This is a genomic window from Pseudomonas sp. NPDC089918 (genome assembly GCF_050280605.1).
GTDB lineage: Bacteria > Pseudomonadota > Gammaproteobacteria > Pseudomonadales > Pseudomonadaceae > Aquipseudomonas.
In genome coordinates this window covers 185,845-209,101 of record NZ_JBNNVP010000005.1, presented here as the reverse complement: position 1 = coordinate 209,101, position 23,257 = coordinate 185,845, and the positions used below count along the sequence as shown (strand labels likewise).

Here is a 23,257-nt window from a genome sequence, read left to right as displayed (position 1 = left end):
ACAACAACAATAAGGAATCTGCCATGCGCCGCACCCTGCTTTCCTGTGTCCTGCTTTCCTGGGCCCTGCTGCTCGCCGCCGGGCACGCCGCTGCCAGCACCGCCTGGGTCTCCAACGAAAAGGACAACAGCCTGAGCCTGATCGATATGCAGACCCTGAAAGTCACCGACACCCTGCCCGTCGGCCAGCGCCCGCGCGGCCTGTTGCTGTCCCACGACAATACGCTGCTGTACATCTGCGCCAGCGATTCGGATCGGGTCCAGGTGATGGACGTCGCCACGCGCAAGATCATCAAGGAACTGCCGTCGGGCAAAGACCCCGAGCAATTCGCCCTGCACCCCAACAATCGCTGGCTGTACGTCTCCAACGAGGACGATGCGCTGGTGACGGTGATCGACACCGAAACCTCCAAAGTACTCGGGCAGATCAACGTCGGCGTCGAGCCCGAAGGCATGGCCGTCAGCCCCGACGGCAAGTGGGCGGTGAACACCAGTGAAACCACTAACATGCTGCACTGGATCGACACCAGCACCCAGACCCTGGCCGACAACACCCTGGTCGATCAGCGGCCGCGTTTCGTCGAATTCAATCCCGATGGCTCGCAGCTGTGGGCCTCGGCGGAAATCGGCGGCACCGTGACGATTCTCGACGTCGCCAGCCGCAAGGTCCTCAAGACCCTGACCTTCCAGATCAAGGGCGTGCACCCGGACAAAGTCCAGCCGGTGGGGATCAAACTCAGCGCCGACGGCAAGTACGGTTTCGTCGCGCTCGGCCCGGCCAATCATGTGGCGGTGATCGACGCCAAGACCTTCGAGATCGTTGATTACCTGCTGGTGGGCCGACGGGTCTGGCAGATGTCGTTTACCCCGGATCAACGGCAATTACTGGCCACCAATGGCGTCAGCGGCGACGTATCGGTGATCGATGTCGACAGCCTCAAGGTCACTAAATCGGTGAAAGTCGGGCGCTATCCGTGGGGCGTGGTGGTGACGCCATGAACGCCCTTGAAGTCAGCGACCTGAGTTTCGCTTATGGCCAGCGGGAGGCCTTGCGTCAGGTGAGTTTCAATCTGGCAGCGGGGCGTTTTGCCGCGCTGCTTGGACCGAACGGCGCCGGCAAGTCGACCCTGATCGCCCTGCTCACTCGCCTTTATGATGTTCAGCGCGGTGATATTCGGGTCGGCGGCTGCTCCTTGCGCACCTCGGCACGTCCAGCGTTGAAGCAATTGGGTGTGGTGTTCCAGCAAAGCACTTTGGATCTGGACCTCAGCGTCGAGCAAAACCTGCGTTATCACGCCGCGCTGCATGGCCTGTCCCGGCGCCAGACCAACCTGCGAGTCGACGCCGAACTGGCGCGCCAGGCCCTGACCGAGCGCCGTCGCGAACGGGTGCGCGAGCTCAATGGCGGCCATCGTCGGCGGGTGGAAATTGCCCGTGCGTTGCTGCATGAGCCAAGCCTGTTGCTGCTCGACGAAGCGAGCGTCGGCCTTGATCCAGCCAGCCGACTGGCACTCAACCAACACATCCGCAGCCTGTGCCGTGAGCACAACATCAGTGTGCTCTGGACCACTCATTTGCTGGATGAAGTACAGCCCAGGGACGACTTGCTGATCCTGCATCAAGGCCGTCTGGTGGCCAGCGGACAGGCTGAGGCGTTGAGCCTGGAACACGGTGGCGACCTGGGTTCGGCCTTCGCTCACCTGACCACCCCACCCCCTTCAGGAGCAATCGTCGGATGAACGCCTACTGGCAATGTTTCAGCGGTATCGTGCTGCGCGAATGGCTGCGTTTTGCGTTGCAGCGCACGCGGTTTCTCAGCGCTTTGGTGCGGCCGTTGCTGTGGCTGCTGGTGTTCGCTGCCGGTTTTCGCGCCGCACTCGGCATCGCCATCATCGAGCCCTACGACACCTACATCCCCTATGAGGTTTACATCATCCCGGGCCTGGCCTGCATGATCCTGTTGTTCAATGGCATGCAAGGTTCGCTGTCGATGGTCTACGACCGGGAGATGGGCAGCATGCGCGTGCTGCTGACCAGCCCCCTGCCCCGGACCTTCCTGCTGTGCAGCAAATTGCTGGCGACGTCGCTGATTTCACTGTTGCAGGTGTATGCCTTTCTGGCGATTGCCTGGCTGTACGGTGTGCAACCGCCGGCCATGGGTTTGTTGCTGGCCTTGCCGGCATTGCTGCTGGTGGCGTTGATGCTCAGTGCGCTGGGCCTGTTGCTGTCCAACGCCATCCGCCAACTGGAAAACTTTGCCGGGGTGATGAACTTCGTGATCTTCCCGCTGTTTTTCCTGTCGTCGGCGCTGTATCCGCTATGGAAAATGCGCGAGTCCAGCGAGTGGTTGTATTGGCTGTGTGCCCTGAACCCGTTCACCCATGCGGTGGAACTGGTGCGGTTCGCGCTGTACGAACGCTTCAACCTGGTGGCGCTGGCGGTATGTACGGGGCTGACACTGATATTCACTCTGCTCGCCGTACTCACCTTCAACCCCCAGCATGCAGCCCTGCGCAAAACCAACTGACAACACAATTCCCCTGTGGGAGCGAGCCTGCTCGCGATTGCAGTGTGTCAGTCAACATCAATGCTGGATGTAATGGCCCCATCGCGAGCAGGCTCGCTCCCACAGTTGATCTGAGGTGTTCACATATTTGTGTTCACACACCATTCAGTGTGGGAGCGAGCCTGCTCGCGATGGCGGTGTGTCAGTCAACAGTAATGCTGATGCGATGGCCCCATCGCGAGCAGGCTCGCTCCCACAGTTGTTCTGAGGTGTTCACATATTTGTGTTCACAAGCAAAGTACCCGGCAATCCGGGCAAAATTACTACTTTAGTACTGGTTTACCTGTCTATCGTCGCATTCACAACGCACCGCTACTGGCATGTAATGGGTTCATAACTATAAGGACTGACCCCCATGCCGCGTGCACGACGTGTTCTTCTGCACCCTTCTCTCGCCGCGTTGTCGCTGAGCCTGTTGCTGGGCGTCGCGCAGGCTGAAACAGCGCTGTTTTCTGCCGACGGTTATCGCATCGGTCTATACCGCAGCCCAACCCCGACTCAGCTTCAGGGCGCGAGTATCATCGACACGCCTGCCCTGCAAAACCTGCTCAAGCAGACGCCCCATCCGCTGCTGATCGATGTCTACCGCCGGCAATGGCTGCAAGGCCGTTTCATCGAAGATGAGCCCCATGAAAACCTGCCCGGCAGCCATTGGCTGGCCAATACCGGTGACGGTGACCTGACACCCCCGTGGCAGCAATATTTCGCGCGCCACCTGCAGCAATTGACGGCGGGCGACCTGACGCGACCGTTGGTCTTTTACTGCCGCTCCGATTGCTGGTTGAGCTGGAACGCGGTAAAACGCGCCGCGTCCATAGGCTATAAAACACTGTATTGGTACCGCGACGGACTGGATGCCTGGCAAGCGGCGAACCTGCCCGTGACGCCGGCCCGGCCCGAGCCCTTTCCCTGACGTGAGCGCTTGCGTGTTGTTGCCACACCCGAATCAAAAATAATGAGGTGAAAGGCCATGTACAAAATTCTGATTGCCGACGATCACCCGCTGTTTCGCGAAGCCATTCATAACGTCATCAGCGACGGTTTCCCCGGCAGCGAGGTCATGGAAACCGCCGACCTCGACAGTGCCCTGGCCCTGACCCAGGAACACGATGACCTCGACCTGATCCTGCTCGACCTGAACATGCCCGGCATGCATGGCCTCAATGGCCTGATCAATCTGCGTAACGAGGCGCCGACCATTCCGGTGGTGATCGTCTCGGCCGAGCAGGACAAACAAATCGTGCTGCAAGCCATCACCTATGGCGCGGTGGGATTCATCACCAAATCGTCGCCACGGGTGCAAATGACCGAGGCCATCCAGCAGATTCTCAATGGCAATGTGTACCTGCCGCCGGACATCATCCGCACGCAAAAAAGCGGCACTCATCGCCGGATGAATGACACCCCGAGCTTCCCGCCCGAATTGCTCCAGGCACTGACCCGCAAACAACTGCTGGTGCTAGAGCGCATGACCAAGGGCGAATCGAACAAACAGATCGCCTACACCCTGGAAATCGCCGAAACCACAGTCAAGGCCCACGTCTCGGCGATTTTGCGCAAACTCAATGTGCACAATCGGGTGCAGGCGATTTTGAGTGCCGGGGATATTGATTTCGGGTCGTATTTGCGGCGCTGATGATCGTTCCCACGCTCTGCGTGGGAATGCCTCAACGGACGCTCCGCGTTCGGCTCTGGAAGGGACGCAGAGCGTCCCGGGCTGCATTCCCACGCGGAGCGTGGGAACGATCAGCTCAAGGCCGACCAAGCAAATGACTCATCGCCGTCTTGAGCTTCATCGGCCGCACCGGTTTGTGCATCAGGGTGTGGCCCAGTTCGCGGATTTGCTGTTTGAGTTCGTTGCTGTAGTTGGCGGTGATCATCATCGCCGGGATCGCTGAAGCGCGGCGGGCGTTGATGCGGGCCACGGCGTCGACACCATTCTTCTCGTCATCCAGGTGATAGTCGGCGATCAGCAGGTCAGCTTCATCGTGATAATTATCCACTTGCCGCGCCAGATCCTCCTCCGACAGCGCCGTGACCACCCGGCAGCCCCAACCTTCGAGCAAGGTGCGCATCCCGGCGCAAATGGCCGCGTCGTTGTCCAGCACCCACACCCGTGCACCGCGCAGGCGCTCGAGCATCGGTTCGCTCATCAACAGGTTCGGCAACGCCTTGGGCGCGGTGGCACTCAACGGCACTTCGACGGAAAACATCGAGCCCTTGCCCGGCCATGAACGCACGTGAATCCGGTGGCCGAGAATACGGGCGATTTTCTCGACAATTGCCAGGCCCAGCCCCAAACCGCGATCCTGATCCGGACGCTGAACATCACCGCGTTTGAACTCCTGAAAAATCTCCTCCAGACGGTTTTCAGCAATGCCCATGCCGCTGTCCCAGACCTCGATGGTCAGCCGCTGATGATGACGTCGGCAACCCAGCACCACGCGCCCGCTGTAGGTGTAACGAATGGCATTGCTCAGCAGATTACGCAGAATCCGCGCGAGCAACTGAATGTCGCTGCGCACCAACGCAGAACACGGAATGAAATGCAGCTCGAGGCCTTCGCTGCGGGCCACTTGGGTGTATTCGGCGGCAAGGTTTTCCAGCAATTCGCTGAGGGCGAATGGCGCAATGTCGGCCTTGATCACCCCGGCATCGAGTTTGGAAATGTCCACCAGCGTGCCCAGCAGGTTTTCCACGTCTTCCAGGGAATTGCTGACGTTGCGCACCAGCGTTTCGTTGGCCACCGGCTCCCGGCGTTCCAGCAGGGCACTGGTAAACAGCCGCGCAGCATTCAGCGGTTGCAGCAGATCGTGGCTGACCGCTGCGAGAAATTTGGTCTTCGACAGGTTGGCCTGCTCGGCCTCGAGCTTGGCCTCGCGCAAGCGTGACTCCACCCGGCGACGCTCGTCGATTTCGCGCAGCAATTGGTCATTGAGGGTGGTCAGTTCGGTGGTGCGTTCGCGCACCCGCAATTCAAGGTTCTGATAGGCCTGATGCAGCGCCTCGGCGGTGCGGCGGCGTTCGGTGATGTCGCGGATCAACACGAAAATCCCCACCACTTCCCCGGTGGCCAGGCGATTGGGCACGTAGGAGCGCAGCATGTAGCGCTCCTGATTGTTGATGTTGGTTTCGGCAAACTCGAACGTCACGCTCTCGCCGGCCAGGGCTCGAGCCACGTAGGCTTCCAGGCGTTGGTAATGCTGTTCGCTGTGAACTTCGCGCAGGCTCTGCCCGAGCATCACGCCCCGGGGCCAGCAGTACCATTCTTCATAGACCTTGTTGGTGAATTCATAGACCAGATCGGCATTCAGGTAGGCGATCAGCGCCGGCACATGGTCGGTGATCAGGCGAATCCAGCGCTCGCTTTCGCTGAGCGCTTCGGCGTGCTGGTAGCGTTCGGTGATGTCGGTGAAGGTGTTGACGAAACCGCCGGTGGGCAATGGATGGGTGCGGATTTCCAGCACCCGGCCATCGTAGAGGCGCTGCTCGCATTCCTGTACGTGCCGCCCGTTCGGGTCGCGACTGGCCGGGGTCAGCAGGTTCAGTTCGCTGTCGGCAATCACTTCGGCGAACGGTCGATGAGCCGCCACCGGGGCCAGGCCGCTGAGTTCCAGGAAGCGCCGGTTCCACAGTTCCAGAATGCCCTCGGCGTTGACCATCGCCACCCCTTGGGACAGGTTGTCGACCGCCCGTTGCAACAAGTGTGACTTCTGTGCCACGGCCTGCTCGCGGCGCAGGGTTTCGCTGAGTTTGACGTCGGTAATGTCGGTGAACAGGATCACCCGTCCGCCTTCCTGAGTCGGTCGTTCGCTGACTTGCAGCCAGCGCCCGTTGTGCAGGCGATAGAGCAGGTTTTCGTCGGCATGCCCGCGGGGTTCTTCGCTGAACAGTCCGGTCGAGGTCATCAACCGCTTGACCTCGCGCAGGCGCATGCCGGCATTGATGCGCACCCGACTGTTTCCCCAGAACGCCTTGAAGCGGCTGTTGAACAGCACAATTCGCTGCTCGGCGTCGAACAGCACAAAGGCGTCGGAAATGCTTTCGATGGCGTCGATCAAGTGTTGATGGGCGGTTTCGGCCCGCAGCCGTGCCTCACTGAGCAAATGATTGCCGGCCTTGAGTTCGGCCATGGCCTGGTTCAGGGCATCGGTGCGCTCACGCACCTGTTCGGCCAGCACCACCGAATGCTGGAACGCCGCGTACGGGTCGTTGCCCCGGGTGATGCCGGACTCGATGCGCTCGATCAGCGCGCCATTGATGCGCTGCAGTTTGTGGTTTTCGTGGCGCAGGCTGGCGATCTGCGCCTGAAGGTCAGCGCTGTCCAGGGGAGCGGCCTCGGGCAATGGCAACCCCGGTGAAGGTCTGGTTGATGTGCATGCCATTGAACTGTTCTCCGTAGGTGTTGAAACCCATCACCCGCTGCTCCCGCAAAAACGCGCCGATCTGCTCGAGATTGCCGCCGCCTTCCAGTTCCAGACGCCTGAGAAAACAGTCGCAGCCGATGGTCAGCAACAGGTCCCCGAGACGCTCCTGCAAACCGTCGAACAGGTTTTGCAGATTCGGCAGTATGGGGCCGGGGGTCATGACGGTGAGGACGATGCCGTTTTCCACCGCACAGTAGAAACTCAGGCTCAGGTCCGGATGAACCTGCTGGATCGCCCGCACGTAATACTGATCGTTGATCCGCACCGCCAACGGGTGCGCGGCAAACATCCGATAATCGAGGTCGGCCACCGCCACGCCGATGTGCCGGGCGTACTCCTCGGCGGCGGGTTCGGCGTTGAGCTCGAACACCCGGCGCGAGGCGCTGTCGGCAGCGGTGACCACCAGTTTCTCGGCCCTGGGCAGAATGTGGTGGGTGGTGAAGACTTCGAAGTCCAGCCAGGTATTGACCAGCACCACCACCGCCGCGCCGCTGTGAAACTCGCCGCCGAAATACACATGGGTGTGGGTCAGGTAGTTGTCGTCGCCGGCCGATCCACCGAAATGAGGAATGTCGCCCAACGCCGCGCTCAAGGCCGCCAGAACCATTTCTTCACGGCTGGACAAACCATCGAGCAGGGTCAGGGCAAAGCTGTTGCCCTTGATTGGCGCCAGGGTGTTGCTGCGACAGCCACTGACCAGTCGCTCGACCATTTGCTGGGCATCGATCAGGCTGAAATGCTCCATCTCGTCAATCAGTTCGGTGGAGATGGAAAAATGCCGATGATCGAAGCCCACCGCCGTCACGCAGCTGCGGCCATAGCCTTGGGGGGTGATTTCTCCGGCACTGGTGCAGCCCACCAGGCGAATGCCGCCGAAGCTCTGTTGCAACGCCTGCCCCAGCGCCTGCAAGTCGTACTCGGCGGAACAGAAGAACAGCACGAAACCCAAGTGGGGGTGCAAGAGTTGTCGCGCCAGATCCTGAGCCGCCTGCTGGGCATCGGTGGCCTGGGACATGCCACTGACCACACCGTCGTTCTGAACCTGCTGCATCATCGCCCCTCGCCGGTGCGCCTGTATGAGGCACGAGTGTACGAAGCCTGCGGGCCGTGGCGAATGCTACTTGGGTAGCGGGTGGGTGGTTCGATGGGATGAGAGGGGGATTTGCACGATTGCGTGGCTGGAGCTTTTGTGGCGAGGGGGCTTGCCCCCGTTGGACTGCGCAGCAGTCCCCAAAATTGGCCGATGCGCGACCAGAATCGGGGGTCGCTTCGCGACCCAACGGGGGCAAGCCCCCTCGCCACAGGCAAGCTTCCTCGCCACAAGTAGTGGTTAGTCAGCCAGTTACCAGGTCAACACCGCCCCCACCGCAAACGTATCGGTGTCTTCATTCTGGGCGCTGGTGTCGTGGCCATTGATTTCGAACTGGTTGTACTCGGCCACCAGCTTCAGGTTGTCGTTGACGTCATGGAACAGCGCAATGCCGCGGGTCTCGTAATCGGCACCGCTGCCGACCACGCCGTTGCCGTCGTCCTCGGTCTTTCCGTAAGACAATGCCAAGCGGTTTTTGCCCAGTTTGTAGGAGCCCTGCAACAGGTACCCGTCGCTGTCGACATTGCGCAGGGTCGGCTCGCCCGCGTTGTTGGTGAAGAACGGGTTGATGCCCTTGGCCTGGAAGCCGGAGCCGGTCAGCGACAGCCCGCCCATCTTCGCCTGCACGCCGTAACCGACGCCTTTGGAGGTGACGGACTCGACGCTGGAATCGGTGTTGTCCGAAGTCTGGTAGCTGCCATTGAGCCAGCTGTAAATCTTCGCCCCGCCGACGTCGAACTGATAGGTGATCTCGCTCTCGGTGCGCGGGTTCTCCTGATACGCCTTGCCTGTCGCGCTGCTGTCGTTGGTGTCGACCGGGTCCATGATCCCCACCGCCACCCGCAAGCCATCCATCACCGGGGTGCGATAGGTAATCTGCGACGTCGGGAACGGGTACGGGTAGCCGCTGCCGATGTTGCCGAACGACACCCCGCCGCCGTCCACCAGGCCCAACGTATCGCTGACCTGACCATAACCGGCGAGCAATTCGTCGAGCAGGATGTTGGAGCGGGCAAACAGGCCGAAGTCCTTGCCGATCAGCACCTCGCCCCACTCTGGATTGGCTACCGTGCCATAGAACTGCCGCACGTCGATGGCGGTGTCGGTGCCGTTGGTTTCGCTGTCGTTGATGGTCACCCAGAACGAGGCGCGGGCGCCGAGCTTGAGGTCATCGACCTGCTTGCCCATGTTGAAGCCCAGGTAGTTGGGCAGGAATCCCATCTTCACCCGCGCCTGGCGGCGGTCGTATTGCTCGCCGGCCCGATCCACATCGCTGTTCACATAGAAGGCATTGATGTAGCCATCCGTGGAGAACGTGGTCTGGTCCTTGTCGTACAGCATGATCTCGGCCTCGGCCATTGAGCTCAGGCCAAGGGACGACAGGCTGGCGATGAAGGCCGGCAAGAAACGATGCTTGAAGTTCTTATTGTTGTGCATGACGCGCTCCGCAACGGGGGACTTGATGTCGGAGGCGATTATCGAAAGTGGACCGGCGGCGTCATACGCTGCCTTGGGTGCGGTTGTGAGCTGCTTTGGATTGGCGGGTAGCGCGCGGCAAATTCGGTGTAAGACCGCCCGCTAGCCAGGCCCGGAACTTAGGGTGTACGCCTGTGGACCGGACTGGCGTCCACAGGAACCGGTGCCCGCTAGGCGAGCGCTCTAAACAGCATGTAAACGGCGATCACCACGCAGACGCTGGCGAAGCCGATCTGCAACCCTCGGGCCGGCACCCGCGCGCAGAGTTTTCGACCGAGGATCATCCCGACGATGCTGGCGACAATGAACGACCCGCCCAAACCATCGATCCGCACCCCGGCATGAAACGCGCCGATCACCCCAATCACCGAGATCAGGCTGATTACCATCAACGACGTGGCGACGATGCCGCGCATCTGCACATCGGTCAGTTGCCTGAACGCCGGCACAATCAGAAAGCCGCCACCGACGCCGAGCAGCCCCGAGACCACACCGGTCACCGCGCCGAGTGCCGCCAGGGTGGCGGTGCATTTGGCGGTCCAGGAAAAACGCCCGGTCTGCTGATCGAGCATGCAGTTCTTCTGGCCCCAGTTGGCATGCCCGTGATCGCTCGGGCCGTCGTCGTGCTTTTCCCGGCGCAGCATCCGCCAGGCCACCATGACCATCAGCAGACTGAACAGGACCATCAAGACCCTTTCCGGCAACTGATGGGCGAAGTAGATGCCCACCGGCGAAAACACCGCGCCCAGCAGTGCAATCAACAACGCGGCGCGATAGCGCACCAGACCATGGCGCAGACCGTCGATCGCACCGATCGCCGCCGCACTGCCCACCGCGAACAAGGCGACGGGCGCCGCTTGGGTCATGGTCAAACCCAACCCCAGCACCAGGGCCGGTACTGCGAGAATGCCGCCACCGGCCCCGGTCAAACCGAGCACCAGACCCATGACAACGCCGAAAAAACTGGCCAGCAACATAGGGTTCTCTCAGTCAACCTTGGACAGATGGGTCAACCATTCACGGCCCTTGAGCAGGCCATTCCAGTAGAACCACGGCAGCAGGGTCGCCTTGAGAAACCAGGCTGAACGGCGCGGCACTGTCGGGTCGAGGGGAAAGGTCGGCAACAACTTACCGGCGTAACCGAACTCGGCGAGAATCACCTTGCCCTTCTCCACCGTCAGCGGGCAGGAACCGTAGCCGTCGTACTTGAGTGGCAACGGCTGTTGCTTGCGCAGGGCCAGCAGGTTTTGCGCCACCACGACGATCTGCTTGCGCGCCGCGGCGGCAGTTTTCGCGTTGCTGGTGGAACAGACATCGCCCAACGCGAACACGTCTGGATAGCGCACGTGTTGCAGGCTGTGCGGGTTCACTTCGCACCAGCCAGCGGCGTCGGCCAACGGGCTTTGGCGGATGAAATCCGGCGAGATCTGAGGCGGCACGACGTGCAGCAGGTCGAAGGTTTTTTCTACTACGGTCACGACACCTGCAGCGTCCTTGACCTCGAACCACGCAGTTTTCGACGGCCCGTGAACTTTGACCAGATTGGAATTGAAAGCCAGCCGGGCGTTGTACTTTTCGATGTACTTCATCAACGGCGGCACGAATGTCGCCACGCCGAACAACGCAGCGCCGGCCAGATTGAACTCGACGTCGAACTTGCTCAAAACACCGGTTTTGCGCCAGTGATCGCAGGACAAGTACAAGGCTTTCTGCGGCGCACCAGCGCATTTGATCGGCACCGCTGGCTGAGTGAAGATCGCTTTACCGCCGCGCAATCCCCGGACCAGTTCCCAAGTGTAGGCCGCGTGCCGATAGCTGTAATTGGAGGTCACGCCGTTCTGGCCGAGGGTGTCCTGCAAGCCTTCGATTTTCTCCCAGGCCAGGCGCAGACCGGGGCAGACAACGAGGTTCCGGTAACTGACGGTGCAGCCATCATCGAGAGTCAGCTGTTTGCTGTCGGGGGCGATGTCAGTCACGCACGCCTGCAACCAGGTGGCCTGACGCGGCATCACCGAGGACATCGGGCGCACGGTGTTTTTCACCGCGTAAGCACCGCCGCCTACCAGCGTCCACGCCGGTTGGTAATAATGCTGGCTGTCGGGTTCGATGACGGTGATGCTCAAACCCGGATCGCGTTTCAGCAGGCTGGCAACCAAACCAATGCCGGCGGTCCCGCCGCCTATTACCACGATGTCGGCACTGATGGATGGGCCCCAGTGTTGATCGTTCATTACTCATTCCTTGTTATTGCACGCATGGCGCCGGGTTCAGTCCTGATGCCAGTCAGTTAAGCGCAATCCATGTGGGAGCGGGCTGTGGCGAGGGGGCTTGCCCCCGTTCGGCTGCGAAGCAGTCGTAAACCCATTAAATGCGGTTTGACTTTGAAATGCCGGGGTCGCTTCGCGACCCAACGGGGGCAAGCCCCCTCGCCACAAAAGCCCGCTCCCACATGGGATTGCGCTTGGCATCAGTTTCAGCCCCAGCTTTTCAGCACCGCTCCGCAGTACAGGCCGGACAGCGTCTTCATCACCTGAATCACTTCGTGACTGGCTAAACCATAGAATATGTACTTGCCTTCACGACGGGTGACTACCAATCCCTCGTCGCGCAGGATGCCCAGCTGTTGGGACAGTGTGGGCTGGCGTACGCCGGTCATTTTCTCCAGTTCGCCGACGTTGCGCTCGCCCTGGGTCAATTGGCAGAGAATCAGCAAGCGGTCCTCGTTGGCCAAAGCCTTGAGCAGCGCGCAAGCTTTGGAGGCCGAGGCCCGGAGTTGGGCGACTTCACATTCGGTCAGACTGGATTGCATTTGCAGGATGCCTTCGACGTCACTTAAGCTGCGGACATTATGTTTAAACATAAAGTGTTGCAACCGGTTATTGTCCTCCCGCCCCTTTCCACAGGTTCGTACCCATGTCTGCGTTGATTGAAGCCTTCCTCGACCCCGCCTCGTCGACCTACAGCTACGTGATCTACGAGCACGATGGCGGGCACTGCGCGATTGTCGACCCGGTGCTGGATTACGACCCCGCCGCCGGGCGCACCGCGACCGTCCAGGCCGACAAGATCATCGCCTTCGTGCGCGAACATCAGTTGCAGGTGCAATGGCTGCTGGAAACCCACGCCCATGCCGATCACCTGTCCGCCGCGCCGTATCTGCGTCGGGAATTGGGGGGCAAGATTGCGATCGGTGAGTCGATCAGCAAGGTTCAGGACGTGTTCAAGACGCTGTTCAACCTTGAACCGGGATTTAGCGTCGATGGTTCACAGTTCGATCACCTGTTCGCGCCGGGCGAGTCATTCCGGATCGGCAATCTCAAGGCCACAGCCCTGCATGTGCCCGGGCATACCCCGGCAGACATGGCCTATCTGATCGACAGCGATATGATTCTGGTGGGCGATACGTTGTTCATGCCGGACGTCGGCACCGCGCGTTGCGACTTCCCGGGCGGCAATGCCAACCAAATGTTTGCCTCGATCCACAAACTGCTGGCCTTCCCCGCCAGCGTTCGCCTCTACGTCTGCCACGATTACCCGCCCACGGGCCGCGCTCCGCAATGCCAGAGCACGGTCGGTGAGCAGCGCCAAAGCAACATCCATATTCACGATGGCATTGATGAGGCTACCTTCGTCGCCATGCGCACCCGGCGCGACGCCGGGTTGGGCATGCCGACGCTGTTGTTGCCGGCGATTCAGGTGAATGTGCGGGCGGGGAATTTGCCGCCGGCGGAAGAGAATGGCGTGACTTACCTGAAGATCCCGATTAATAAGCTGTAAACCCATTCGATCGTTCCCACGCTCCGCGTGGGAATGCCGCCAGGGACGCTCCGCGTTCCGCTTCCGAATGTGACGCAGAGCGTCACGGGATGCATTCCTTTGCTGCGCGTGGGAACGATCAATTAGCCAGGGTCAACCCATTCGCCGGCAACGGCAGCGCCGTCTTATACCGCACCTGCTTGAGCGCAAAGCTCGAACGGATGTTCGCCACCCCCGGTACCTTGGTCAAAAAATCCATCATGAAGCGCTCCAGCGACTGAATGGTCGGCACCAGCACGCGGATCAGGTAGTCCGGGTCGCCGGCCATCAAATAGCACTCCATCACTTCCGGGCGATCCGAGATCGCCTCTTCGAAATGCTGCAACGCCTCCTCCACCTGTTTCTCCAGGCTGACGTGAATGAACACATTCACATGCAGCCCCAGCAGGTCGGCATCCAGCAGGGTCACTTGCTCACGAATCAGCCCTAATTCTTCCATCGCCTTGACCCGATTGAAGCACGGCGTCGGCGACAGGTTCACCGAGCGCGCGAGGTCGGCGTTGGTGATGCGCGCGTTCTCCTGAAGGCTGTTGAGAATGCCGATATCGGTACGGTCCAGTTTGCGCATGAGACAAAACCACCTGCTTTTTATGTTTATGCAGAATTTTTATCCTCAAATGGCCTCAAGCGCAACGAAACAGAGAGAAATATTCTTCTTGGGCCGGCCTATGATTGTTGTAGGACAAGATTTCTTTTATCGAAGAATGACTGCCAGCTCACTACAAGAAATTCACAAGATCGAGCGTAGAAGCCATGAACCAAGCGTACGAACCGCTGCGCCTGCACGTTCCCGAACCTTCGGGCCGCCCCGGCTGCAAAACCGACTTCTCCTACCTGCATCTGACCGACGCAGGCTTGGTGCGCAAACCCCCAATCGACGTTGAACCGGCCGACACGGCTGATCTGGCCAAAGGCCTGATTCGCGTGCTCGACGACCAGGGCAATGCCCTCGGCCCGTGGGCTGAAGGCGTGCCAGTCGAGATCCTGCGTAAAGGCATGCGCGCCATGCTCAAGACGCGGACTTTCGACAACCGCATGGTGGTCGCCCAGCGTCAGAAAAAAATGTCGTTCTACATGCAAAGCCTTGGCGAAGAAGCCATCGGCAGCGCCCAGGCCCTGGCCTTGAACATCGACGACATGTGCTTCCCCACCTACCGTCAACAAAGCATCCTGATGGCCCGCGAAGTGCCATTGGTGGACCTGATCTGCCAACTGCTGTCCAACGAGCGCGATCCGCTCAAGGGCCGTCAGTTGCCGATCATGTACTCGGTCAAGGATGCCGGTTTCTTCACCATTTCCGGCAACCTCGCCACCCAATTCGTCCAGGGTGTGGGCTGGGGCATGGCCTCGGCGATCAAGGGCGATACCAAAATCGCCTCGGCCTGGATCGGCGACGGTGCTACCGCTGAATCGGACTTCCACACCGCCCTCACCTTCGCCCACGTCTACCGTGCGCCGGTGATCCTCAACGTGGTCAACAACCAGTGGGCGATCTCGACGTTCCAGGCGATTGCCGGTGGTGAAGCCACTACGTTCGCCGGACGCGGCGTCGGTTGCGGCATCGCCTCCCTGCGGGTTGATGGCAACGATTTTGTCGCGGTGTACGCCGCCTCTGCCTGGGCCGCCGAACGCGCGCGCCGCAACCTCGGCCCGACCATGATCGAATGGGTCACCTACCGCGCCGGCCCGCACTCGACGTCTGATGACCCTTCCAAATACCGTCCTGCCGACGACTGGAGCCACTTCCCGTTGGGCGATCCGATTGCGCGCCTCAAGCAGCACCTGATCAAAATCGGTCAGTGGTCCGAAGAGGAACACGTCGCCGTCAGCGCCGAACTGGAAGCCGAAGTGATCGCCGCACAGAAAGAAGCCGAGCAATACGGCACCCTCGCCGGCGGCCAGATTCCGAGCGCCGCGACCATGTTCGAAGACGTCTACAAAGAGATGCCGGAGCATTTGAAGCGCCAGCGTCAAGAGTTGGGGATCTGACATGAACGATCACAACAATAAAATCGAGTTGGAAACCGCCATGACCACGACCACCATGACCATGATCCAGGCCCTGCGCTCGGCCATGGATGTGATGCTTGAGCGTGACGATAACGTCGTGGTGTTCGGCCAGGACGTCGGTTATTTCGGCGGCGTGTTCCGTTGCACCGAAGGCCTGCAGAACAAGTACGGCACCTCCCGGGTATTCGACGCACCGATTTCCGAAAGCGGGATCGTCGGCGTCGCCGTGGGCATGGGCGCTTACGGTTTGCGGCCGGTGGCCGAGATCCAGTTCGCCGATTACGTCTACCCGGCGTCGGACCAGATCATTTCCGAAGCGGCACGCTTGCGCTATCGCTCGGCCGGCGAGTTCACTGCGCCGATGACCCTGCGCATGCCCTGCGGCGGCGGCATCTACGGCGGCCAGACCCACAGCCAGAGCATCGAGGCGATGTTCACCCAGGTCTGCGGTTTGCGCACCGTCATGCCGTCCAACCCTTACGACGCCAAAGGCCTGCTGATCGCCTCCATCGAAAACGATGACCCGGTGATCTTCCTCGAGCCAAAACGTCTGTACAACGGCCCGTTCGACGGCCACCACGACCGTCCGGTAACCCCTTGGTCGAAACACCCCGCCGCGCAAGTACCGGACGGTTACTACACCGTGCCGCTGGACGTCGCTGCCATCGCTCGTCCGGGCAAAGACGTGACCATCCTGACCTACGGCACCACGGTTTATGTGTCGCAAGTCGCCGCTGAAGAAACCGGTATCGACGCCGAAGTCATCGACCTGCGCAGCCTGTGGCCACTGGACCTGGACACCATCGTCAAGTCGGTGAAGAAAACCGGCCGTTGCGTGATCGTTCACGAAGCGACCCGCACCTGCGGTTTCGGCGCCGAACTGGTCGCCTTGGTGCAAGAGCACTGCTTCCACTACCTGGAAGCGCCGATCGAGCGCGTCACCGGTTGGGACACTCCCTACCCGCACGCGCAAGAGTGGGCGTATTTCCCTGGTCCGTCCCGCGTGGGCGCGGCTTTGCATCGGGTTATGGAGGTCTGAATGGGTACGCACGTTATTAAAATGCCGGACATTGGCGAAGGCATTGCAGAAGTTGAACTGTCTCAGTGGCACGTCAAGGTCGGCGACATGGTCGTCGAAGATCAGGTGCTGGCCGATGTCATGACCGATAAGGCGATGGTCGACATCCCGTCCCCGGTGCATGGCAAGGTGATTGCGCTGGGCGGCCAGCCTGGCGAAGTCATGGCAGTCGGCAGCATTCTGATCAGCATCGAAGTCGAAGGCGCGGGCAACGTTAAAGAGTCGGCTCAGCCAGTAGCGGTTAAAGAAGCACCCGCTGCAACGCCGAAAGTTGAAGCGGTTGTTGAAAGCAAACCGATTGCGGCACCTCGCCCGGCCGCCGCGTGCCAGGGTCCGATGGTTGCGCGCGAGGCCGATGAGCGTCCACTGGCCTCCCCGGCCGTGCGCAAGCATGCGCTGGACCTTGGCATTCAATTGCGTCTGGTGCGTGGCAGCGGCCCTGCCGGCCGTGTGCTGCACGAAGACCTCGAAGCCTGGCTGGCTCAGGGTCAGTCGAATGCATCGACCGCCACCGCCGCTTACGCCCAGCGCAACGACGAACAGCAAATCCCGGTGATCGGTATGCGCCGCAAGATCGCCCAGCGCATGCAAGACGCCACCCAGCGTGCTGCCCACTTCAGCTACGTCGAAGAAATCGACGTCACTGCCGTTGAAGAACTGCGCGCGCACCTGAACGAAAAACACGGCGCAACCCGCGGCAAGCTGACCTTGCTGCCATTCCTGGTCCGCGCGTTGGTCGTGGCTCTGCGCGACTTCCCGCAAATCAACGCCCGTTACGACGACGAAGCCCAGGTCATCACCCGCCTCGGCGCGGTGCATGTGGGCGTCGCCACCCAAGCCGACATCGGTTTGATGGTGCCTGTTGTGCGCCATGCCGAAACCCGCAGCCTGTGGGACAGCGCCGCGGAAATCTCGCGTCTGGCCACCGCTGCGCGCACTGGCAAGGCCAGCCGCGATGAGCTGTCCGGCTCGACCATCACCCTGACCAGTCTCGGCGCCCTAGGCGGCATCGTCAGCACCCCGGTGTTGAACCTGCCGGAAGTGGCGATCGTCGGCGTGAACAAAATCGTCGAACGGCCAATGGTCGTCAAAGGCCAGATCGTGATCCGCAAGATGATGAACCTCTCCAGCTCCTTCGATCACCGTGTGGTCGATGGCATGGACGCGGCGCAATTCATCCAGGCCATCCGTGGCTTGCTCGAACAACCCGCCACGCTTTTTGTTGAGTAGGCATTTGTGGAGAAGGTCATGCAACAGACTTTGAACACCACGCTGCTGATCATCGGCGGCGGCCCTGGCGGTTATGTGACGGCGATCCGTGCCGGTCAGTTGGGCATTTCGACCATTCTGGTGGAAGGCCAATCGTTGGGCGGCACCTGCCTGAACATCGGCTGCATTCCATCGAAGGCGTTGATTCACGTCGCCGAACAGTTCCAGCAGACGCAGCACCACAGCCAACACTCGGCGCTGGGTATCAGCGTATCGGCGCCGACCCTGGACATCGGCAAGAGCGTCGAGTGGAAGGACAGTATCGTTGATCGCCTGACCACCGGCGTTTCGGCGCTATTAAAGAAGCACAAGGTTCAGGTCATTCAAGGCTGGGCCAAAGTGATCGACGGCAAGACCGTCGAAGTCGGCGACACGCGCATTCAATGCGAGCACCTGGTGCTGGCCACCGGTTCGAAAAGCGTGAACCTGCCGATGCTGCCGATTGGCGGGCCGATCATCTCCTCCACCGAAGCCCTCGCGCCGACGTCCGTGCCGAAACGGCTGGTCGTGGTCGGTGGCGGTTACATCGGTCTGGAGCTGGGGATTGCTTATCGCAAGCTCGGCGCCGAGGTCAGTGTGGTCGAGGCGCAGGATCGTATCCTGCCAGCCTACGACGCCGAACTGACCCATCCGGTACACGAAGCGCTCAAGCAACTCGGCGTAAAGCTTTACTTGAAGCACAGCGTTGAAGGCTTTGATTCACAAGGAAATACGTTGCAAGTTCGTGACCCGAATGGCGACACCTTGAACCTGGAAACCGATCAGGTACTGGTGGCTGTCGGCCGCAAACCCAACACTCAAGGCTGGAACCTCGAAGCCTTGAACCTGGACATGAACGGTTCGGCGATCAAAATCGACAACCGGTGCCAGACCAGCATGCGCAACGTCTACGCCATCGGCGACTTGAGCGGCGAACCGATGCTCGCGCACCGAGCCATGGCTCAGGGTGAAATGGTTGCCGAGCTGATCAGCGGTAAACACCGCGAATTCAACCCGACCGCCATCGCCGCCGTGTGCTTCACCGACCCGGAACTGGTGGTGGTCGGCAAGACCCCGGACGAGGCCAAGGCTGCGGGGCTGGACTGCATCGTGTCCAGCTTCCCGTTCGCCGCCAATGGCCGGGCGATGACGCTGGAGTCGAAAAGCGGCTTCGTGCGGGTGGTCGCTCGTCGGGACAATCATGTGATTGTTGGTTGGCAAGCAGTGGGTGTGGGCGTGTCGGAGTTGTCGACGGCGTTTGGCCAGAGCCTGGAAATGGGCGCTCGTCTGGAAGACATCGCCGGCACCATCCACGCGCATCCGACGCTCGGTGAGGCGGTGCAGGAAGCGGCGTTGCGTGCCCTTGGTCACGCGCTGCACCTCTAACCGCCTCACCTGATCGTTCCCATGCTCCGCGTGGGAATGCCTCAACGGACGCTCCGCGTCCGCTTTAGGGACGCGGAGCGTCCCGGGCTGCATTCCCACGCAGAGCGTGGGAACGATCAAAGGAACGCATTCCGGGCTGCGAAATGGGCCCGGAATGAAGTATTGTTGTCCCCATCCAGAAAAATGTCAGAAGCCTTGAACCGTTTCGGCGGTTGTTAAGTGATAGAGGGTGTCATGGGTAACGAAAGCATCAATTGGGACAAGCTGGGTTTTGACTACATCAAGACAGACAAGCGCTATCTGTCGCACTGGCGTAATGGCGAGTGGGACAAAGGCACCTTAACCTCTGACAACGTGCTGCACATCAGCGAAGGCTCCACTGCCCTTCACTATGGCCAGCAGTGCTTCGAAGGCCTGAAGGCCTACCGCTGCAAGGACGGTTCGATCAACCTGTTCCGCCCGGACCAGAACGCCGCACGCATGCAACGCAGCTGCGCGCGCCTGCTGATGCCGCAGGTGTCCACCGAACAGTTCGTCGAAGCGTGCAAGGAAGTGGTGCGTGCCAACGAGCGTTTCATCCCGCCTTACGGCACTGGCGGCGCGCTGTACCTGCGCCCGTTCGTGATCGGCGTGGGTGACAACATCGGCGTGCGTACCGCGCCCGAGTTCATCTTCTCGATCTTCTGCATCCCGGTCGGCGCTTACTTCAAGGGCGGTTTGACCCCGCACAACTTCCTGATCTCCAGCTACGACCGTGCCGCCCCACAAGGCACCGGTGCGGCCAAGGTCGGTGGCAACTACGCCGCCAGCCTGATGCCGGGCTCCCAGGCCAAGAAGGCGCATTTTGCCGACTGCATCTACCTGGACCCGCTGACCCACACCAAAATCGAAGAAGTCGGCTCGGCCAACTTCTTCGGGATCACCCACGACAACAAGTTCGTCACCCCGAACTCCCCTTCGGTGTTGCCGGGCATCACCCGTCTGTCGTTGATCGAGCTGGCCAAAACCCGTCTGGGCCTGGAAGTGGTCGAAGGTGACGTGTTCATCGACAAGCTGTCCGACTTCAAGGAAGCCGGCGCTTGCGGTACTGCCGCAGTGATCACCCCGATCGGCGGTATCAGCTACAACGACAAACTGCACGTGTTCCACAGCGAAACCGAAGTCGGCCCGATCACCCAGAAGCTCTACAAAGAGCTGACCGGTGTACAGACCGGCGACGTCGAAGCGCCAGCGGGCTGGATCGTCAAGGTTTGATTTGACGCAACCGTCCGTTTGAACAAAAAAGCCCGGCCATCATCTTGAAGGCCGGGCTTTTTTTCGTCCGCGAATCGTGGAAAAGGTCACTAGACTTGCCACGTCCAACAGCCATCAACGGGTGCCATCAAAACCATGGGAAAACTCTGGCGAAAGTATCTGGCCTTGCTGGACACCGACTTCACCACGCAAGTGTTCGACAACATCAAGAACCTGCTGGTGTGTGCGCTGATGTTTGCGGCGGGCACCAACGCATTGCACAGCGATCAGTACTTGTTTATGGGGTTTCTCACCTCAAGCCTCGCCGGCTGGGGATTGATCCTGCTGTCAGCAGTGCTGATGCTGCTTAATGTCAGCGACGGCCTGCGTCGGCTGTCCAGGTTGCCGTATCACACGGCGTTTCAGATCATTCTGTTTCTGGTCTACCTGGTGCTGGCGGTGCGGGTGGTGGAGATTGTCTGGAATTTCAGGGCGTAGTGGTCACAACACCAGGTGTTTGCCAATGCAGCTCATCTTGAGCAATGCGGGCAAACATCCACTCCACAAACACCCGTGTCTGCGCCGTCACGTCCGGTGCAACGCCGTAGTAATAACGCGGCAACGGCAGACGCAACTCGGGTAACGGGCAAATCAGGCGTCCGCTCGAGAGGTGAGTGCCCAGCAAAGAGGTTGGGCACAGGGCGATACCCTGTCCATCCACGGCAGCCTGAAGCGCCAGGTGCATGTGATCAAACTGCCGGGTTACCTGGGTGGCTGACTGGCTTTGACCAAAGTGCATGGCCCAATTGTGCCAGTCTTCGCGACGCGCCTTGACGGTCAGTAACGTGTGCCGGCTCAGCGAAGTGAGGTGTTCAAGTGGCAGGCGCTCAATCAGCGATGGCGCCGCGACCAGTAATAGTTCGTCTTCGAAGAGCGGTCGCGCTTCAATCGCCGGTGCCCAGTCGTCACGGCCACGGCGAATGACGACATCGAACCCGTCGCGTGCCTGATCGGGTGCCTGGGTTTGGGTGATCACCTGCGGCTTGATGCCTGGGTGCTGCGCAACAAAATCCGCCAGCCTGGGCGTCAGCCAAAGCACGGCAAAGGACGGACGGACATTGATCTTCACGGTAGGCAGCGAGGCATGTTGCTTGAGCGCAGCGGCAGCGTTGGCGATCTGCGACAGCCCGGCGCTGACCTGCTCATAAAAGCGCTGGCCGGCCGGGGTTAGCACCGATTGACGGATGCGCCGCTCGAACAGCAGCACGCCCAGGTACTCCTCAAGCAATTTGATGTGCCGGCTGACGGCACTGTGGCTGACATGCAGCTCTTCGGCCGCCAGGCTGAAGCTCTGATGGCGAGCAGCAACGGCGAAGGCGCGAACGGCATTAAGCGGAGGTAGTTGATTGATCATGTGTCTAATTTAGTCACCTATGCGCTTTAATTAAAGCGTTTGTCACGCTCGTTTCGTCACGCCAATCTGCCAACACGCAGCCAGCGCCACCGATGGAGCAAGACATGAACAGCTACGGACTCTTTGTACTTTTCGCCACCCTGACCATTTTGAGCCCGGGGCCAGGCGTGGTCCTGACCCTGTCCAACGCGGTGCGACACGGTTGGACGGGGGCCGTGCCGGGCATTCTGGGGGTCGCGTCGGGGGCATTTGTCGTCGCCGCCATCAGCGCCACCAGTGTTGGCCTGATACTCAGCACCTCCGCGAACGCCTTTACCGCGTTGAAATACGCAGGGGCCGCCTATTTGTTGTACCTGGGCTACAAAAGCTGGCGCTCGGATCGTTTGAGCACCCTGCTTGAAACGCGCCCCTCAAGCCCTGGCTATCGCTTCCTTGAAGCGGCTTCGATGCAGCTGTTGAACCCCAAGGCGGTGTTTTTCTTTCTGGCGGTGTTCCCGCAATTCATCGACACCTCAGCGCACTTCTACACCCAGTTCATCAAACTGGTCGCTTCCTACGGGGTACTGGTGATTCTGGTGCATGGCAGCTATGCCTTGCTCGCCAATGCCGCCAAAGGCTGGTTGTCGAGCCCGAAGGGTTCCTGGCTGGCGGCGAAAGTCTCGGGCGTAACCTTCGCCGGCTTTGGCGTGCTCATGGCCTCCTCCAGTCGCTAAGCCGCAGGACTGGCGATCGCGCGGCTCCGGTTCTCGGTGGACGTGGGTTGCGCTGTCGTCCCCTGAACCGGCAGCTCAACGGCGAACCGACTACTGAGTTCCTTACGCCCCAGCGCCGTCAACGCCAGCGCCCGACTGTCCAGGTCCTGCGTCACCCATTTGCGTTTGATCGCCGTTTGCAGCAACGCCGCACCCAAGGCACCGCCCAGGTGTGGCCGACGCATGCTCCAGTCCAGGCAGGGGCAGGCGAAGCGGCGGCGCAAGGTGCCGAGGTCTTTGACGTCGATGCCCAATCCTTCGAACAACGCTTCACCACTGTCGCTCAGTCGATAAGCCTGCTCATCGGTCTCCAGCAACCACCCCGCTTCGATCATCCGGTCATGCAGCAATACCGCCAGCGTGCCGGCCATGTGGTCGTAGCAGGTCCGGGCGAATTGCAGGCGATCCGGGGTGCGCGGGTTGAACGTCGGCGCAGCGTTCTGGCCGATCACCATCAGCGCTTCGAGTGCCTGGGCCACGCGCTTGTCCGCGAGGCTGTAATAGCGATGGCGCCCTTGAACATGCAAACGCACCAGCGCCAGTTCCTTGAGCTTGGCCAGGTGAGCACTGGCGGTCGAGGCGCTGACTTCGGCAATCGTCGCCAGCTCGGTGCTGGTGCGGGCGTGGCCGTCCATCAGCGAACAGAGGATTTTCGTTCGGGCAGGTTCCGCGATGGCGGCAGCCACTTGAGAGACGCCGATGTCGTGTTGTTCTGCGTTCATATTTCGCTCCCGGACGAATCAAGGCCCTTTCGGACTGGAG

The 23,257-nt window shown here is 60.7% G+C and carries 22 protein-coding genes; 13 read left to right on the top strand and 9 right to left on the bottom strand.

The window, feature by feature from the left end:
• Positions 1-23 precede the first annotated feature (23 nt).
• From ACQKPC_RS06150 to ACQKPC_RS06130, 5 genes are all read left to right on the top strand, one after another.
• Positions 24-998, top strand: coding sequence for a YVTN family beta-propeller repeat protein (locus ACQKPC_RS06150; protein WP_427623601.1), 975 nt, complete (start codon positions 24-26; stop codon positions 996-998).
• Entirely contained in the window at positions 995-1,738 is a 744-nt protein-coding gene (locus ACQKPC_RS06145; protein WP_427623600.1) for an ATP-binding cassette domain-containing protein, read from the top strand. The genes ACQKPC_RS06150 and ACQKPC_RS06145 overlap by 4 nt, the downstream gene beginning before the upstream one ends.
• Positions 1,735-2,526 carry an ABC transporter permease gene (locus tag ACQKPC_RS06140; protein ID WP_427623599.1) on the top strand — a complete coding sequence of 264 codons (792 nt, stop codon included), beginning with the start codon at positions 1,735-1,737 and terminating at the stop codon, positions 2,524-2,526. The genes ACQKPC_RS06145 and ACQKPC_RS06140 overlap by 4 nt, the downstream gene beginning before the upstream one ends.
• Before the next feature lie 394 nt (positions 2,527-2,920).
• The gene (locus ACQKPC_RS06135; RefSeq protein ID WP_427623598.1) at positions 2,921-3,478 is read left to right on the top strand and encodes a PQQ-dependent catabolism-associated CXXCW motif protein; all 558 of its coding nucleotides are present in this window, start codon (positions 2,921-2,923) and stop codon (positions 3,476-3,478) included.
• Between the two features lie 57 nt (positions 3,479-3,535).
• Entirely contained in the window at positions 3,536-4,201 is a 666-nt protein-coding gene (locus ACQKPC_RS06130) for a response regulator transcription factor (protein WP_008005351.1), read from the top strand.
• 115 nt (positions 4,202-4,316) lie between these two features.
• On the opposite strand, the gene nahK is transcribed toward ACQKPC_RS06130, so the two are convergent.
• The 6 genes from nahK to ACQKPC_RS06100 all read right to left on the bottom strand — a co-directional run bounded on the left by nahK (position 4,317) and on the right by ACQKPC_RS06100 (position 12,367).
• Positions 4,317-6,950, bottom strand: a complete 2,634-nt coding sequence (nahK, locus tag ACQKPC_RS06125; RefSeq protein ID WP_427623597.1) for a hybrid sensor histidine kinase/response regulator NahK/ErcS' — start codon at positions 6,948-6,950, stop codon at positions 4,317-4,319.
• Positions 6,880-8,043, bottom strand: coding sequence for a nitric oxide-sensing protein NosP (gene nosP / locus ACQKPC_RS06120; protein ID WP_427623626.1), 1,164 nt, complete (start codon positions 8,041-8,043; stop codon positions 6,880-6,882). The genes nahK and nosP overlap by 71 nt, the downstream gene beginning before the upstream one ends.
• Before the next feature lie 291 nt (positions 8,044-8,334).
• Complete coding sequence (locus tag ACQKPC_RS06115) at positions 8,335-9,519, bottom strand: porin (protein WP_008005357.1); 1,185 nt, start codon at positions 9,517-9,519, stop codon at positions 8,335-8,337.
• Positions 9,520-9,728: 209 nt separating this feature from the next.
• Positions 9,729-10,535: a sulfite exporter TauE/SafE family protein gene (locus ACQKPC_RS06110; RefSeq protein ID WP_427623596.1), complete on the bottom strand. Its 807-nt coding sequence runs from the start codon at positions 10,533-10,535 to the stop codon at positions 9,729-9,731.
• Positions 10,536-10,544: 9 nt separating this feature from the next.
• On the bottom strand, positions 10,545-11,789 hold the full coding sequence (locus ACQKPC_RS06105; RefSeq protein ID WP_427623595.1) for an FAD-dependent oxidoreductase: 1,245 nt from the start codon (positions 11,787-11,789) through the stop codon (positions 10,545-10,547).
• 242 nt (positions 11,790-12,031) lie between these two features.
• Positions 12,032-12,367, bottom strand: coding sequence for an ArsR/SmtB family transcription factor (locus ACQKPC_RS06100; protein WP_032830345.1), 336 nt, complete (start codon positions 12,365-12,367; stop codon positions 12,032-12,034).
• A 104-nt stretch (positions 12,368-12,471) separates the two neighbouring features.
• Between ACQKPC_RS06100 and ACQKPC_RS06095 the strand changes: the two genes are divergently transcribed.
• Positions 12,472-13,335 (top strand): MBL fold metallo-hydrolase, encoded by an 864-nt coding sequence (locus ACQKPC_RS06095; RefSeq protein ID WP_427623593.1) that lies wholly within the window; start codon positions 12,472-12,474, stop codon positions 13,333-13,335.
• 118 nt (positions 13,336-13,453) lie between these two features.
• On the opposite strand, the gene bkdR is transcribed toward ACQKPC_RS06095, so the two are convergent.
• The gene (gene bkdR, locus ACQKPC_RS06090; protein ID WP_017339472.1) at positions 13,454-13,942 is read right to left on the bottom strand and encodes a Bkd operon transcriptional regulator BkdR; all 489 of its coding nucleotides are present in this window, start codon (positions 13,940-13,942) and stop codon (positions 13,454-13,456) included.
• Positions 13,943-14,127: 185 nt separating this feature from the next.
• Here bkdR and ACQKPC_RS06085 point away from each other — a divergent pair, with 185 nt between their 5' ends.
• The 6 genes from ACQKPC_RS06085 to ACQKPC_RS06060 all read left to right on the top strand — a co-directional run bounded on the left by ACQKPC_RS06085 (position 14,128) and on the right by ACQKPC_RS06060 (position 20,827).
• A complete protein-coding gene (locus ACQKPC_RS06085) occupies positions 14,128-15,363 on the top strand; it encodes a 3-methyl-2-oxobutanoate dehydrogenase (2-methylpropanoyl-transferring) subunit alpha (RefSeq protein ID WP_427623591.1) in 1,236 nt (411 codons plus the stop codon).
• A gap of 1 nt (position 15,364) precedes the next feature.
• Positions 15,365-16,423, top strand: coding sequence for an alpha-ketoacid dehydrogenase subunit beta (locus ACQKPC_RS06080; protein ID WP_007895121.1), 1,059 nt, complete (start codon positions 15,365-15,367; stop codon positions 16,421-16,423).
• Positions 16,424-17,692 (top strand): dihydrolipoamide acetyltransferase family protein, encoded by a 1,269-nt coding sequence (locus tag ACQKPC_RS06075; protein ID WP_427623589.1) that lies wholly within the window; start codon positions 16,424-16,426, stop codon positions 17,690-17,692.
• Between the two features lie 18 nt (positions 17,693-17,710).
• A complete protein-coding gene (lpdA, locus tag ACQKPC_RS06070) occupies positions 17,711-19,096 on the top strand; it encodes a dihydrolipoyl dehydrogenase (RefSeq protein ID WP_427623587.1) in 1,386 nt (461 codons plus the stop codon).
• 234 nt (positions 19,097-19,330) lie between these two features.
• Positions 19,331-20,350 (top strand): branched-chain amino acid aminotransferase, encoded by a 1,020-nt coding sequence (locus ACQKPC_RS06065; RefSeq protein ID WP_427623586.1) that lies wholly within the window; start codon positions 19,331-19,333, stop codon positions 20,348-20,350.
• Positions 20,351-20,485: 135 nt separating this feature from the next.
• Positions 20,486-20,827, top strand: coding sequence for a hypothetical protein (locus ACQKPC_RS06060; protein ID WP_008071311.1), 342 nt, complete (start codon positions 20,486-20,488; stop codon positions 20,825-20,827).
• Here the strand turns inward: ACQKPC_RS06060 and ACQKPC_RS06055 are convergent.
• Positions 20,817-21,743: a LysR substrate-binding domain-containing protein gene (locus tag ACQKPC_RS06055; RefSeq protein WP_427623585.1), complete on the bottom strand. Its 927-nt coding sequence runs from the start codon at positions 21,741-21,743 to the stop codon at positions 20,817-20,819. The two genes, ACQKPC_RS06060 and ACQKPC_RS06055, sit on opposite strands and share 11 nt — an antisense overlap.
• A 104-nt stretch (positions 21,744-21,847) precedes the next feature.
• Between ACQKPC_RS06055 and ACQKPC_RS06050 the strand changes: the two genes are divergently transcribed.
• Complete coding sequence (locus tag ACQKPC_RS06050; protein ID WP_427623584.1) at positions 21,848-22,456, top strand: LysE family translocator; 609 nt, start codon at positions 21,848-21,850, stop codon at positions 22,454-22,456.
• On the opposite strand, the gene ACQKPC_RS06045 is transcribed toward ACQKPC_RS06050, so the two are convergent.
• Positions 22,453-23,217 carry an ArsR/SmtB family transcription factor gene (locus tag ACQKPC_RS06045; protein ID WP_427623583.1) on the bottom strand — a complete coding sequence of 255 codons (765 nt, stop codon included), beginning with the start codon at positions 23,215-23,217 and terminating at the stop codon, positions 22,453-22,455. The two genes, ACQKPC_RS06050 and ACQKPC_RS06045, sit on opposite strands and share 4 nt — an antisense overlap.
• Positions 23,218-23,257 lie beyond the last annotated feature (40 nt).

Coding starts and splice junctions, on each gene's coding strand:
- ACQKPC_RS06075 (WP_427623589.1), top strand. CDS start 16,424: ATGGGTACGCACGTTATTAAAATGCCGGACATTGGCGAAGGCATTGCA.
- bkdR (WP_017339472.1), bottom strand. CDS start 13,942: ATGCGCAAACTGGACCGTACCGATATCGGCATTCTCAACAGCCTTCAG.
- ACQKPC_RS06095 (WP_427623593.1), top strand. CDS start 12,472: ATGTCTGCGTTGATTGAAGCCTTCCTCGACCCCGCCTCGTCGACCTAC.
- ACQKPC_RS06150 (WP_427623601.1), top strand. CDS start 24: ATGCGCCGCACCCTGCTTTCCTGTGTCCTGCTTTCCTGGGCCCTGCTG.
- ACQKPC_RS06105 (WP_427623595.1), bottom strand. CDS start 11,789: ATGAACGATCAACACTGGGGCCCATCCATCAGTGCCGACATCGTGGTA.
- ACQKPC_RS06080 (WP_007895121.1), top strand. CDS start 15,365: ATGAACGATCACAACAATAAAATCGAGTTGGAAACCGCCATGACCACG.
- ACQKPC_RS06045 (WP_427623583.1), bottom strand. CDS start 23,217: ATGAACGCAGAACAACACGACATCGGCGTCTCTCAAGTGGCTGCCGCC.
- ACQKPC_RS06100 (WP_032830345.1), bottom strand. CDS start 12,367: ATGCAATCCAGTCTGACCGAATGTGAAGTCGCCCAACTCCGGGCCTCG.
- ACQKPC_RS06110 (WP_427623596.1), bottom strand. CDS start 10,535: ATGTTGCTGGCCAGTTTTTTCGGCGTTGTCATGGGTCTGGTGCTCGGT.
- ACQKPC_RS06085 (WP_427623591.1), top strand. CDS start 14,128: ATGAACCAAGCGTACGAACCGCTGCGCCTGCACGTTCCCGAACCTTCG.
- ACQKPC_RS06145 (WP_427623600.1), top strand. CDS start 995: ATGAACGCCCTTGAAGTCAGCGACCTGAGTTTCGCTTATGGCCAGCGG.
- nahK (WP_427623597.1), bottom strand. CDS start 6,950: ATGGCATGCACATCAACCAGACCTTCACCGGGGTTGCCATTGCCCGAG.
- lpdA (WP_427623587.1), top strand. CDS start 17,711: ATGCAACAGACTTTGAACACCACGCTGCTGATCATCGGCGGCGGCCCT.
- nosP (WP_427623626.1), bottom strand. CDS start 8,043: ATGCAGCAGGTTCAGAACGACGGTGTGGTCAGTGGCATGTCCCAGGCC.
- ACQKPC_RS06055 (WP_427623585.1), bottom strand. CDS start 21,743: ATGATCAATCAACTACCTCCGCTTAATGCCGTTCGCGCCTTCGCCGTT.
- ACQKPC_RS06065 (WP_427623586.1), top strand. CDS start 19,331: ATGGGTAACGAAAGCATCAATTGGGACAAGCTGGGTTTTGACTACATC.
- ACQKPC_RS06115 (WP_008005357.1), bottom strand. CDS start 9,519: ATGCACAACAATAAGAACTTCAAGCATCGTTTCTTGCCGGCCTTCATC.
- ACQKPC_RS06050 (WP_427623584.1), top strand. CDS start 21,848: ATGAACAGCTACGGACTCTTTGTACTTTTCGCCACCCTGACCATTTTG.
- ACQKPC_RS06140 (WP_427623599.1), top strand. CDS start 1,735: ATGAACGCCTACTGGCAATGTTTCAGCGGTATCGTGCTGCGCGAATGG.
- ACQKPC_RS06060 (WP_008071311.1), top strand. CDS start 20,486: ATGGGAAAACTCTGGCGAAAGTATCTGGCCTTGCTGGACACCGACTTC.
- ACQKPC_RS06135 (WP_427623598.1), top strand. CDS start 2,921: ATGCCGCGTGCACGACGTGTTCTTCTGCACCCTTCTCTCGCCGCGTTG.
- ACQKPC_RS06130 (WP_008005351.1), top strand. CDS start 3,536: ATGTACAAAATTCTGATTGCCGACGATCACCCGCTGTTTCGCGAAGCC.